The sequence below is a fragment of the Gilliamella sp. ESL1225 genome (assembly GCF_058502635.1).
Map to the genome: position 1 here is coordinate 864,151 of NZ_CP196358.1, position 13,351 is coordinate 877,501.

At 34.0% G+C, this 13,351-nt stretch carries 15 protein-coding genes; 13 read left to right on the forward strand and 2 right to left on the reverse strand.

The features are described 5' to 3' along the window. Window positions 1-68 precede the first annotated feature (68 nt). Both ACSYSW_RS03800 and ACSYSW_RS03805 read right to left on the reverse strand, forming a co-directional pair. A complete protein-coding gene (locus ACSYSW_RS03800) occupies window positions 69-467 on the reverse strand; it encodes a hypothetical protein (protein WP_491706304.1) in 399 nt (132 codons plus the stop codon). 39 nt (window positions 468-506) lie between these two features. After that, window positions 507-1,598 carry a methyltransferase gene (locus ACSYSW_RS03805; protein WP_491706305.1) on the reverse strand — a complete coding sequence of 364 codons (1,092 nt, stop codon included), beginning with the start codon at window positions 1,596-1,598 and terminating at the stop codon, window positions 507-509. A gap of 158 nt (window positions 1,599-1,756) precedes the next feature. Between ACSYSW_RS03805 and ACSYSW_RS03810 the strand changes: the two genes are divergently transcribed. The 13 genes from ACSYSW_RS03810 (at window position 1,757) to ACSYSW_RS03870 (ending at window position 13,350) form a co-directional block, all read left to right on the forward strand. Further along, window positions 1,757-2,473, forward strand: a complete 717-nt coding sequence (locus ACSYSW_RS03810; RefSeq protein ID WP_491704619.1) for a beta-ketoacyl synthase chain length factor — start codon at window positions 1,757-1,759, stop codon at window positions 2,471-2,473. Between the two features lie 2 nt (window positions 2,474-2,475). Further along, window positions 2,476-3,282 carry a lysophospholipid acyltransferase family protein gene (locus ACSYSW_RS03815; protein ID WP_491704618.1) on the forward strand — a complete coding sequence of 269 codons (807 nt, stop codon included), beginning with the start codon at window positions 2,476-2,478 and terminating at the stop codon, window positions 3,280-3,282. Then, the gene (locus ACSYSW_RS03820) at window positions 3,275-3,529 is read left to right on the forward strand and encodes a phosphopantetheine-binding protein (protein WP_491706306.1); all 255 of its coding nucleotides are present in this window, start codon (window positions 3,275-3,277) and stop codon (window positions 3,527-3,529) included. The genes ACSYSW_RS03815 and ACSYSW_RS03820 overlap by 8 nt, the downstream gene beginning before the upstream one ends. Window positions 3,530-3,547: 18 nt before the next feature. Next, window positions 3,548-3,793, forward strand: coding sequence for an acyl carrier protein (locus tag ACSYSW_RS03825; protein WP_491704616.1), 246 nt, complete (start codon window positions 3,548-3,550; stop codon window positions 3,791-3,793). Between the two features lie 33 nt (window positions 3,794-3,826). After that, window positions 3,827-4,390 carry a COG4648 family protein gene (locus ACSYSW_RS03830; protein WP_491704615.1) on the forward strand — a complete coding sequence of 188 codons (564 nt, stop codon included), beginning with the start codon at window positions 3,827-3,829 and terminating at the stop codon, window positions 4,388-4,390. Next, window positions 4,360-6,069, forward strand: a complete 1,710-nt coding sequence (locus ACSYSW_RS03835; RefSeq protein WP_491704614.1) for an ApeI family dehydratase — start codon at window positions 4,360-4,362, stop codon at window positions 6,067-6,069. The genes ACSYSW_RS03830 and ACSYSW_RS03835 overlap by 31 nt, the downstream gene beginning before the upstream one ends. A 62-nt stretch (window positions 6,070-6,131) precedes the next feature. Further along, window positions 6,132-7,796 (forward strand): glycosyltransferase family 2 protein, encoded by a 1,665-nt coding sequence (locus ACSYSW_RS03840; protein WP_491706307.1) that lies wholly within the window; start codon window positions 6,132-6,134, stop codon window positions 7,794-7,796. Next, window positions 7,786-8,208 (forward strand): acyl-CoA thioesterase, encoded by a 423-nt coding sequence (locus ACSYSW_RS03845; protein ID WP_491704612.1) that lies wholly within the window; start codon window positions 7,786-7,788, stop codon window positions 8,206-8,208. Before ACSYSW_RS03840 ends, ACSYSW_RS03845 begins: the two co-directional genes overlap by 11 nt. Continuing rightward, entirely contained in the window at window positions 8,205-8,810 is a 606-nt protein-coding gene (locus ACSYSW_RS03850) for an outer membrane lipoprotein carrier protein LolA (RefSeq protein ID WP_491704611.1), read from the forward strand. Before ACSYSW_RS03845 ends, ACSYSW_RS03850 begins: the two co-directional genes overlap by 4 nt. Continuing rightward, window positions 8,788-11,115, forward strand: a complete 2,328-nt coding sequence (locus tag ACSYSW_RS03855; RefSeq protein ID WP_491704610.1) for an MMPL family transporter — start codon at window positions 8,788-8,790, stop codon at window positions 11,113-11,115. The genes ACSYSW_RS03850 and ACSYSW_RS03855 overlap by 23 nt, the downstream gene beginning before the upstream one ends. Before the next feature lie 11 nt (window positions 11,116-11,126). Then, entirely contained in the window at window positions 11,127-11,693 is a 567-nt protein-coding gene (locus tag ACSYSW_RS03860) for a DUF3261 domain-containing protein (RefSeq protein WP_491704609.1), read from the forward strand. A 5-nt stretch (window positions 11,694-11,698) separates the two neighbouring features. Next, a complete protein-coding gene (locus ACSYSW_RS03865) occupies window positions 11,699-12,877 on the forward strand; it encodes a beta-ketoacyl-[acyl-carrier-protein] synthase family protein (RefSeq protein WP_491704608.1) in 1,179 nt (392 codons plus the stop codon). After that, the gene (locus tag ACSYSW_RS03870) at window positions 12,877-13,350 is read left to right on the forward strand and encodes a hotdog family protein (RefSeq protein WP_491704607.1); all 474 of its coding nucleotides are present in this window, start codon (window positions 12,877-12,879) and stop codon (window positions 13,348-13,350) included. Before ACSYSW_RS03865 ends, ACSYSW_RS03870 begins: the two co-directional genes overlap by 1 nt. Window position 13,351: the final 1 nt, after the last annotated feature.

Consider the following 13,351-nt stretch of genomic DNA (forward strand, 5'->3'; position numbering starts at 1 on the left):
GCCAGCCAAATTAAACCCCTATTATCGAGAGTTTAATTTGGCAGAACAAAATTATATTTTAATAACGATTATTGTTTCTTAAAAATATTTTGTTTAATTTTAGCATCTAAGTTATTAACCCAACGGTTATAGTTACGATGAATATTTCCATCTTTATCTTTTAAGTTATCGCTAGCAGATAGATATTTGATGGTATAATTTGTTGCAGAATAGGGAATAGTGACTTCAACTTTATAACCACGATTAAAGAGACTTCCTTCGATGGTACTATCATTAACTTCTTTCATTTTCCAAGCACCTAATGCTGCTTCATCTTCTGTTCCTGTTTCAAGGATTGCGCTTTTCACTTGCGCTTTAGTTAAGCCTGTTACAGGGGTATTAAACTCTTTTGGTGCTTGATATTTACTCGCACAACCAAATAGTGCTAGAGCTAATGTTGCTGATACTAATATTTTCCAAAATTTCATTGCTTACTCCTTAAAGTAATATTTACTGAATGTTGTTTTTTAACGTTTTTTACATATGAGCAAGCTATGACCTAACCCTAAGCCGTCAATATCTTGCTCAACATGGAAACCAGCTTTATTTAAACATTGATAAAAAACTTTTGAATGATAAAAACGACTATTCCCATTTGCTAAGCAGCTAAAATATAATGATGAAGCATTTAAGCTAAGTGCTCCTGCTGCAAAATCTTGTCTGTCCCAAAATGTTTCCATTATACATACTGCTGCATCATCCTTCATATTGCGATGAATGAGAGAAAGAATATTCACTATTTCTGTTTCACTAAAACAATCTAAAAATTGACTCATCCACCAAATATCGGCTTCATTAGGCAATGATTCCGTTGATAGTAAATTAACGGCATGCCCAAAAATACGTGATTCAAGTCCTTGATATTGGATATTTTTCTTTGCCAGTTCAATTTGTTCTGGCAGATCTAATATTGTCACTTTGACGTCAGGATGATGATTAGCACAATAAAGAGCCCATTTACCGGTATTGCCGCCGACATCATAAATATGTGAAGGATTAAGCTGATGTATATATTTGAATGCGGCAGGGAAAGACCTGTCTGAATAAAAATGATCAAATGCAAACCAGCTCTCTTGAGCCTTTTTAGGTAGCTTGCTTAATGCGGGGTAAATGGTTGACCAATCACCAAAAACAGATAACCCAGCAGGTTTTCCTTTTTCTAAAGATTCTTCAAGATGGAACATCGCTTGATAACAGACGTTTTGCGTAAAATCCATATTAACGCGAGTCATTTTATCGTGTAATAAAAAGTGACCGACTTTGCCCAAAATATAGTATTCATCTTTTAAATAAATAATATGCATACTTAAAGCAACATCTAGTAATAGTTGAATAGCATAAGGAGGTAAAACCACATTATTGCAAATTTGCTCAAATTGAGCGCCTTTATCAGCAAATTGATCTAAATAGGCAAAAATGCCTTTATCTCGCATACATATTACGGCTTGAAATAAAATCGGTGAAAATGCGATTTTCTGGGCTTCGGTTATCGCTTCTAATGCAGTATAAGACTCTTTATCATAACCATATTTAACCCATTCTTTACTATTGTTTTGCAATTTATTTCCTTTTTGTATAATCTTATATCAATAAATGGTTGCGTAGCATACCCTTTTTAGGCATATTAGTCTAATACTTTTTTGTTTTTGGATAATCAAATAATTGACTGTATACTGGCGAGCCAGTAAATACTCAGTAATAATGATAAATAATAAAAATGAAATTTTCCTTTTCAATTGAAACTTGGTATGCATTATCATCAGCTTTAGCTACTAAAGCTGACTGGCAAGCATGGTCAAGTCAAATAAATCACGATTGGACGTTACCATTACCGCCGCTAACAAGGTTACCTATGATGCAAGCGCGAAGAATGAGCATACCTTCTCGTTTAGCAGTTGAAGTCGGACTGAATTTAATTAACGAAAAAAAAGTGGATTTTGCTATATTTGTTAGTCGCCATGGCGAATTAGAAAGAACTTATAAAATTCTTACAACGCTGAATCAAAATAAAGATATTTCGCCAACAGATTTTGCCTTATCTGTGCATAATACGGCATCAGGATTATTATCTATTATTGCCAAACAAGCTATTCCTATCACCTCAATATCTGCCATTGAAGATGGATTTCATCAGGGATTAATCGAGGCTCAAGCTTTACTTAGTAAAAATCATGAGCGTGTGTTATTGATTGATTTTGATGGGACAATTCCTGATATTTATCAAACACACATTCAAACAAATGCACAAAATTATGCAGTAGGTTTGATTCTTACCTCCGGTGATGCAATAAATGTTGAGGCGGTGCCAAAAAGTTCACGTACTTATCAATGTCATTATCCACAATCACTGGCATTTTTACATGGTTATTTAAGTCAGCAAAAAAAATTTACTTTGCAGGGTAATTTTCAAGATTGGCAATGGACTATTGAGTAAAAATGAAATCGTTATTGAATAAGTTAAACCTATTATGGCGAATATTTGCCACTGGATTGGCATTTGCTTTATTTGGGCTAGGTGGGTTAATTATTTTATCAACTTTGTTATTTAATTTATTAAGGTTATTTATTTGGAATCAAAGTTGTCGTAATATTATTGCTCAACATAGTATCAATTTAAGTTTTAAATTTTTTTTGAGGATTTTGAAATTATTAAGAGTTTTTGATTATCAATTCAATGGACTTGAAAAATTAAAACAAGATAAACATTGTTTGATTGTTGCAAATCATCCTACTTTATTAGATTTTGTTTTACTTGCCTCGGTAATGCCTCGTTGTGAGTGTATGGTTAAAGAGTCCCTCTTTAAGAATATTTTTGTTAGGGGAATTATCAAATCTGCAGGATATATTGCAAATACACAGGCAAGTAAAATGTTACCTAATTGTGCTGAAACGTTAAAAGATGAAGGGCGAATTTTAATTTTTCCAGAAGGGACGCGCAGCACACCGAGTAAACCGCTCAAATTGCAAAGAGGTGCAGCTAACATTGCATTACGCTGTCAGGCAGACATTAGAATTATTCATATTGAATGCCATCCTCTTTTCTTACTAAAAGGGCAAAAATGGTATGATGTGCCAAAGCAAAAACCAATTTTTACTATCACTATTGGCGATAAGATTGCAATAGGTGATTTTAATGACGATAATGTCACGCTTGCGGCAAGAAAATTGACGCAATATTTAACATTAAAATTAATTAATCATACAAATAACAATAATCTTTATAATAGGGAAATCGATGAATAAACTACATGAAGAAATAAAGCAACTCATTATTGATGTATTAAATTTAGAAGAAATGACTCTGAACGATATTGAAACTGACGCCCCATTATTTGGTGATGGTTTAGGATTAGATTCCATTGATGCATTAGAGCTTGGACTTGCCATCAAAAATCATTTTGGTATCGTTTTATCGGCAGAAAATGAAGAAACAAAACAAATTTTCTATTCAGTCAAAACGCTGGCTGACTTCATTTCTTCTCAACAATAATAATAAAGGAAATAAACCATGGAAAAACAACAAATATTTAATGAAATACAAACTTCCCTTGTGCAACTTTTTGAGCTATCACCAGAAGATATCAAGCCAGAATCTAAATTATTTGAAGAATTAGATCTCGATAGTATCGATGCAGTTGATCTTGTTGTTCACCTTCAGAAAAAAATCGGCAAAAAAGTCGATCCTGAAACATTTAAATCAGTGAGAACTGTCCAAGACGTCGTTGAAGCGGTGAATAAATTGATTAATGGTTAATTTCTAATATTTCAATTTATTCATTTCATTACGATGAAAAAATTACAAATAATCATCAAAATAGTGACTAATATTTTATTAGTCATCTATCCGGTTATTCTTTTTTTCGCGTTCCGTGATGGACGTATTAGTTTAGCTATTTTATTTTTAATCGTTATCTCACTATTAAGATTAATTATGCTTCCGGCATTATTTTCACAGCGATATTGGTTAGCCAAACTTTTGCCAAGCATTGGGCTGATATTAGCTATTGCTAGCTGGTTACTGGCTAAGCATCAGCTGTTACTTTACTATCCGGTTATGATTAATGTGGTTTTATTGGTTGTATTTAGTTACTCATTAAAAGAACCACCCACGATTATTGAACGATTTGCCCGAATGCAGCAGCAAGATTTACCGGCAAAAGCGATAGCTTATACACGTAAAGTGACGATTTGTTGGTGTTTGTTTTTTATCTTTAATGGCAGTATGGCTTTACTTACCTGTCTATTAGGTCAAATCGAATGGTGGACTTTATATAATGGTTGTATAAGTTATATGCTTATGGCGGTATTAATGGGGGGAGAATGGTTAATTCGCAAAAAAATTCAGCATTAATGCCATTAACAAAACAGCTTGATAGATTTGATGATGACATTATTGCCTTTAGAAAAGCCGCCCCTTTATATAGCGCAGATCTTAAGCAGCAAGTAATAGTAATTTATAAGCAATTGGTTTTGTCACCGTTTGAGCGTTGGGCTTTAGTCATAGAAGATAGCTTTAATTTTGTTGTGGGATTATTAGCATTACTTTATTCAGGTAAGCATCCTATATTAATTAATCCTTTGTATAAAGGAGCAAATAGGTATTATGAGGCAATATTGACTGATAGGGTTTTGGAGAATAATGCGTGGTCAGTAAAGCAAGTGATTAATATCAATCAACTTGAAACAAACCAGCAATTTTCTTTTATGCCTAATGGTTTTCAATCTACAGAATTAACCTTATTTACATCAGGCTCGACGGGTTTACCTAAACCTATTATCAAGAATATTTTTCAGCTTGAAAAAGAAAGTGAAATCCTTGCGGAAAATTTAGATCTATTACCTAATCACACCATTTTAGCGTCAGTTACGCATGACCATTTATATGGCCTAACGTTTAAGATTATTCTTGCATTAACAAATCAACTTCCTTTTGTTTGTGAATCAATTCAATATCAAGAACAACTTACACATTATAAAGATAAAAAAATTATCTATATTACAACGCCTTCTATTATTAAAACATTAGATTGCCATATTCAAAAAATATCTTGTGATAAGGTGATATCGGCGGGCGGTCCCCTTGCGTTTTATGAAGCACATTTAAGTTTACAGTGCCTTGGTGTTTTACCGACTGAAATATACGGCTCGAGCGAAACAGGGATTATTGCTACACGAATACAATGTCAAGAAAATACTCCTTGGAAATTGTTTCCACAAATGCAATTAAAATTGAGCGATGAGAAAAGCCGCCTTTTATCTCCACTACTTAGTCATGAAGAGCTGCTAAACGATAAGCTTGAAATTATCGATGATCATCATTTTTATCTAAATGGACGTTTGGATAAAATTGTTAAAATTTCAGAAAAACGCATTTCGCTCACTTATATTGAAAATTTACTGCATCAAATGAGCGAAGTCATTGATGTGAAAGTTATCCCACTCGAACAGCAAAATCGAACCGTTTTAGCTGCCGCCGTACAATTATCAAAGAACGGAAAACAGAAGTATCAACAATTAGGTCATTTTCAATTATCGCAATTTTTTCGACAACAGTTGAAAGATAAATTATCACTCGTAACAATTCCTAAAAAATGGCGATTTGTAGAACAATTGCCAACCAATACGCAAGGAAAATCAACGTATATGGAATTGAAAGCATTATTTGATAAAGCAGAGCCAATTATGAATAAGTTACTCCCAAATTTACTAAAAACAGAGATTGATGGAAAAAAAGCCGATCTCGTTTTGCATGTTCCAGAAGATCTATTTTGGTTTAAAGGGCATTTTACATCACAACCTCTGTTGCCTGGATTTGTGCAGCTTAATTGGGTTATGCATTACTGCAACATGTTACTTAATATTCAGTCGACGATTAAAGCAATTGATGTTATTAAGTTTCAAATGCCCATCTTACCTAATGATACGGTACAGCTTAATATTGAATGGGATGAACCATTAAAAAAACTACGTTTTGCCTACATTGTTGGCGATAACATTGCTAGTTCAGGGAAGCTAAAATTATGCCCATAGATATTCGGTCTTCTTACTGCTTTGTTATCCCTTGCTATAATCATGGCGAGACGATTATATCGGTGCTTGAAAAAATTGAGTCTTATCATATACATTGTTTTTTAATTGATGATGGTAGTGTTGCGGATACAGCGCAAAAACTAAGGGATATTGCGCACAATTTTAGTTGGATAACTTTAATTCGTTTGCCATATAATCAAGGTAAGGGGGCAGCCGTGATGACCGGTTTTAATCACGCTTTGTTGCAAGGCTATTCCCATGCTATTCAAATCGATGCTGATGGGCAACATAATTGTCAAGATATCAAAAAACTGATTAATGAATCCTTAACTTATCCAAATTCATTAATATCAGGGCGACCAATATATGATAAGTCGGTACCTAAACACCGATTAATTGCACGTTATATTACGCATTTTTGGGTTTGGGTAGAGACTCTCTCATTTTCAATTAAAGACAGTATGTGCGGTTTTAGAATTTACCCACTTGCACAAAGTGTTGCTTTGATGCAAATGCATCAAATAGGCAAACGTATGGATTTTGATACAGAAATGATGGTACGCTTGTATTGGAATGGCATACCTTCTTATTTTATTGCAACTCAAGTAATTTATCCTGAAAATGGGGTATCGCATTTTCGAGCATTTAAAGATAACTTACTTATTTCGTGGATGCATACCAAATTATTTTTTTGCATGTTGCCAAAGATACCGTCACTGATTAAACAAAATTATACTTTAAAAACTGAACAAGCCCATTGGTCACAAACAGCGGAAAGAAAAGGACTATGGGGAATAAAATTTATTTTATTTTTGTATCGAATCTTTGGGCGTAAGGTAGCGCGCCTAATTATGTTACCAGTTATTACTTATTTTTGGTTAACGGGCAAAAAGCAACGACAAGCGTCAAAAATTTATTTACAAGCCATTAAACAAAACTACGAAAAAGTCCCTTTGATAAGTCAAAATAAACTGACGACATTTCATCATTTTAATCGTTTTGGCGACTCATTGCTTGATAAACTCGCCAGCTGGCGCGGTGATATACAATTACAAGATCTCTATTATCCTCATAAAGATAAATACTTAGATATTATTAATAAAAAACAAGGGATTATTTTATTGGGATCGCATTTAGGTGATCTTGAAATATGTAGAGCTATTGCCAATTTTTCTCATCAGGTGGTTATCAACGCTTTAGTATTCACCCATCATGCAGCGCGATTTAATCAGGTGTTAAAAGAAGTTAATCCTAAATCACCGATTAATTTAATTCAAGTTGATAATCTAGGCGCAGATACCGTTATTTTACTTAAACAAAAATTAGATGCAGGAGAATGGATCGCAATTGTCGGTGATAGAACATCGACCAATCATTATCATAGAGATGCCGATGATTCGATTGTTTGGGCAGATTTTTTAGGTAAACTGGCACCTTTTCCTAAAGGTCCTTTCATTTTAGCTTCTGTGCTTGCAGCTCCCGTATACCTTATTTGGGGATTAAAACCCAATGATCGTTTTCAATTTTATTTTGAACACTTTACCGATAAATTAGAGTTGCCAAGAAAAGAACGAAATCAAGTTTTAAAAACAATTATTCAAACTTATGCAAGCAGGTTAGAACATCATTGTTTAATTTCACCACTTGATTGGTTTAATTTTTACGATTTTTGGCAACAAACAAAACCTAAACAATTTCAAGTAAATAAGAATAAATATGAAAAATAATACAAATTATAGTGCAACAATCACGCTGACAACTTCATTCCATGATACCGATGCGATGGGCGTTGTTTGGCATGGTAATTATTTAAAATTTTTTGAAAAAGCCAGGGAGGCTTTATTTCAAAAGTTTCATTTTGGTTATAAAGAGATGCTCGATTCTGGTTACGTTTGGCCAATCGTTGACACTCGCGTAAAGTTTATTTCGTCAACTTTTGCGGAACAAACGCTACAAATAACGGCACAACTTGAAGAGTATGAGCATCGGCTTAAGATTAATTATGTGATATATGATGCAAAGACGCTAAAAAAAACCACATCAGGTTATACGATTCAAGTTGCCGTATCAGCAGCAACAAAAGAGATGTGTTTTGTTACTCCTAATATTTTATTAGAATACTTTGGATTATTGAAATGAAAAAATATTTAGTACTTTGCTTTACATTATGCATTACGTTTTTTTCCGCATTTAGCTATGCGATCACTTTGGACACCTTACAAAAGCAATTTAGTCAATATTCAGTAACACGCGCGAATTTTGTCCAAGATCGTTATATCCAAGGTCTAAATAAACCTCTCCATTCGACCGGGCAAATGATTATTTCTAAAACACTGGGGTTATGGTGGCAGCAGCAGGCACCTTTTTTAATGACGTTAAAGATGAATAATCAACGGATGGAACAAAGTATTGGCAATCAATTACCACAAGTGATAACAGCTGAAACACAAGGACAATTATTTCAGTTTAATTATTTATTGGCAGCTATCTTTAATGCAGATATGGCGACGTTAGAGGAAAATTTTATACTGACATTGTCGAATAAAGATAAAGAGTGGACACTATTATTGCAGCCTAAAATGGCGCCACTTAATCGAATATTTGAGCAAATAACGCTAAGTGGAAAAGACTATCTATTACAAATTGTGATTGATGATAAACAGCATGATAAAACGATTATTCAATTTTCTCATCATCAAACTGAACAGCTAACACAAGATGAACAGCAATTATTTCAATAATATTAGCAGTAATTTTACGATTAATCGCTTAAAAAAAGTCGCTTTATTGTGGCTGATCATTGTTATTGGTTTATTATTGTCTTTAGCCTATTTAGTCCCTAAAAGTAAGTTAAACAGTAATGTTCTTGCATTGTTACCACATGAACAAACCAATGATATACCACTAGAAATCATTGATGGCTTTCAAAGTAGGTTAGATAAACAACTTGTCTGGTTAATTAAACCTGCTAATGCGAATAATATTGAAGCTGTATCTTTTTGGTATGAGCAATTAAAAAAGCTGAATTTTATTGCTGAAGTTAATGGTTTTTTTGATCAAAATTTTCAATATGAATGGGGACAATTTGCTTACCAATATCGTTATCAACTTGCTGATGATCAAACCCTGCAACGATTAAATAATCATACTCAATATGATTGGATTTTAAGTCAAATTTATTCACCTTTCAGTGGGATTAATATTACCGAATTAAACCATGATCCCTTATTGTTAACACGAAGCGCCCAGCTAAACCAACTCAGTCATAGTGATGGGTTAACTATCAATAATAATTGGTTAACTGTTAAAGATAAGCATGGCAATACCTGGTATATGATCGTTGCTGAATTGAGCGGATCCTCATTTAATATGAATCAATCGCATGATATGGTCACTCAATTAGAAAATCTTACGCTTTCATTAAAGCAGCAGTGGCCAGATACCGAAATTTTAAAACGAGGAATTTTATTTTACAGCGATTATGCGAGCAATCAGGCAAAAAGTGAGATATCAATGATTGGTAGCTTATCAATGATAGGTATTATTATTTTAATGCTGACGATTTTTCGTTCTCTTCGTCCCATTCTATTAACCATTTTATCAATTGCGATAGGTATTTTATCGGGACTTATTGCGGTATTAGCCATATTTGGTGAAATTCATGTTATTACCTTAGTTATGAGTACAAGTATTATTGGCGTTGTTATTGATTATGCTCTGCATTATTTAACCGATCGCTTGTTACATGGAGATAAGCAATCTCCTTATCTTAGCTTAACTAAACTATTGCCAACATTAACGGTTGCATTAAGCACAAGTTTAATTGCCTATTTAATCTTATTAATTACCCCTTTTCCTGGTTTAAAACAATTAGCAATATTTGCAATAATTGGACTTATTGGGGCTTTTTTAACAGTCATTAGTTGGTATCCGTTTTTAGTCAAACGCTTACCAGTTCGAGAAAAGGTGGCTGAGCGTATACTCCTTTTTTGGCTTAAAATTTGGCAAAAAAATCCTGTGCAAATCATTATGGTGAGTTTGGCGATTATTTTCATGGTATATGGAATTAATCGTTTAGTCATCGATGATGATATCGGTCGCTTACAAACATTACCTGCACATTTAAAGAATGAAGAGCAGGAAATAGCTGCTATTACGCAGCAATCTGGGGATCAAAAATGGTTTATTATTTATGGGCAAACAGCTGAACAGACTCTTGAGCGATTAGAGTTATTTTTACCCAAATTAGATAAAGCAAAAAAAGAGGGAATATTTAAGCAATATCAAACCATTAATTTACCGTCACAGCAAAAACAATTACACAATATAGCGATTATTGAGCAAAATTCGTCGCAAGTTATTGAATCTTTACAGCAATTAGGTATTGCTGTAACTCCCATTACTTTTGCGCCTAAACCCGAATTAATTACGCCAGAATTATGGCAAAAAAATGCCATTAGCCGAGGAAGAAATTTACTTTGGATCACTTTAGAAGATGGTCAGAGCGCAACACTAATTGCAATTAGTGGTATCAATAATAGCGAAGAAGTAAAGAAATTAGCGATAAATGAAGAAGGAATACAGTGGTTAGATAAAAGGCAAGAGTTTAACGATATGTTTGCTAGCTATCGAATACATATAACGCAATTGTTGGCAGTTGCCATTGCCATTATTTGTCTTAGTTTTATCTATCGTAATCGCCGTTTTGGTGTAGTCGTCGCTTTAAAAAATACGCTACCCACATTATTGTCGGTTGGATGTGCGGTATCTATATTAGGGATAACCCATCAACCTCTTAATTTGTTTGCGATTTTAGCACTTATTTTGGTTATTGGTATTGGTATCGATTACACATTATTTTTGGGCAATGAGAAAAATCAAGCAACCAGTTCTTTATTAGCCGTATCAATGGCTGCACTGACAACACTATTATCATTTGGTTTATTAGTACTCAGTCATACCAGTGCAATCGTTGGATTTGCATTGGTTTTATTAGTTGGCATTTTTACCGCTTTTTTATTTTCACCGCTCGTACAAAAATCATAAGAGAGACAACAATGAAAAAAATTCGATTTTGGTTATTATGTTTAGGCATATTATTTTTATCAGGCTGCGCAACAAAACAATCAACGCAAGCTTGGCTAACTAAACAAAATAAAGTTAGTTTACCACCGGCAAATTTAGTGCAAAATTATCATGATCAGCAATTATTGACCTTTAATTATAATAATCAAACTCACTCACTTATTACCTTGGTTGATACTGATGCTGATTCGCTTACGGTGATTGGTCTTTCGACCCTCGGTATTCGTTTATTTAAAATTGAATATCGAAATAATTCAATTACAACAGAACAAAATATCTTTATTAAAGAATTGCCATCTGCATCGCAAATTTTAGCGGATATTATGCTGAGCATTTATCCAACTGAAGAATGGCAAGCGGTATTACCAACGGGCTGGCAATTAATTGATGATGGATTATATCGAAATTTAGTCAATGATAAGCAGGAAGTTATTATTAGTTTCACCTATGAAAAACCAGTTTCCGTTGAGATTCGAAAACCGATTAATATTAAACACAATGTGTTTGGTTATCAAATAGCCATTCAGAGTATGGAATAATTATTATGGTTTATATTGCTGCATTAGGTGCGATTAATTCTTTAGGTAATGATATTACTGAAATCAGTAAAAACTTAGCAAATAGCCATGTTAATAATTATTTGGTCGAGAAAAAAAATTGGTTATTGCATAACAAAAGTGCTTGGTTTGGTGCTGTGAGCTGCGAACTGCCACATATTCCGCCGTCTCTTTTGCAATTTAGCAGTCGAAATAATCAGTTAATTTATGCTGCCTATTTACAAATTCAAACGGAAATTAAGCAGGCGATAGCAAAATATGGCGTAAAAAGAATTGCGATTATTATGGGAACGAGTACATCAGGAATCGATGAAGGTGATCTTGCTATAAAACACTATTTACACACTCAATCATTACCTGAAAACTATTATTATAATCAACAAGAGCTAGGTGATCTTTCTTATTTTTTAGCAACGTTACTTAATTTAGAAGGTCCTGCTTATTCAGTTTCAACCGCTTGTACATCAAGTGCGAGAGCAATAATCAGCGGAAAACGATTAATTGAAGCAGGCATCGTCGATGCGGCGATTGTGGGTGGCGCAGATAGTTTAAGTCGAATGCCAATTAATGGTTTTGATGCGCTTGAGTCTATGTCAAACAAACCTTGTAGACCTTTTGCAGAAGATCGTGATGGTATTAATATTGGTGAAGCAGGCGCATTATTTTTACTCACTAAAACTAAAAGCAGTGATATTGCGATTTTAGGGACTGGCGAATCCTCGGATGCTCATCATATATCGGCACCTCATCCAGAGGGTATTGGTGCTGAAAAAGCGATGCAAATGGCATTAAAGGATGCAAGTCTTCAGGCAAATGATATTGGCTATATTAATCTGCATGGCACAGCTACTCCTCTAAATGATCAAGCGGAAAGTCGGGCAGTGCATCGGTTATTTAAACATACCGGTACTGTTTGTAGTTCAACTAAACATTTAACCGGTCATACCCTTGGAACGGCTGCTGCAACTGAACTTGCTATCAGTTATCTACTTATTGAACAAAAAATAAAGTTACCTAAACAAGATTTTTCAATATCGCCCTTTGATTCTAAACTTGATAACATTAATCTTGTTACGCAAGATATGATGCTCGAAAAACCCATTATTATGTCAAATTCATTTGCATTTGGTGGGAATAATGCTTCTTTAATTATTGGTAAAAAATAATGCAATACGAGTTAGCTATAAACTACCTTCCCCATGACACGCCGATGGTTATGATCCAAGATGTAATATTAGTGGATGATGAAAGCTGTATTTGCCGTGTTGAGGTAAGTAAAGACGGAATTTTGTTTCCTTTCTTAAATGATCAATTCGCCTTACCTAACTATTTCGCCATCGAGTTGATGGCACAAACGATAGGTGTTTGGAATGGTTTCCATGAAACAGAAACAAGCCAAACATGCAAAATCGGTATGTTATTAGGCGGGCGTGCAATAGATATGACAATGAGTCAATTTCCGTTAGGGAGTCTATTAGACATTCATGTAAAAATGGTTTTTGCAGATACAAAATTGGCGAGTTTCGATTGCCAAATAAAAATAGCCGATACCACTGTTGCAACGGGTAGGTTAAATGTTTACCAACCTGATAATTCAGAATTTGAAAGTTTATTCGGCAATAAGCGATTAGGAGAATAAC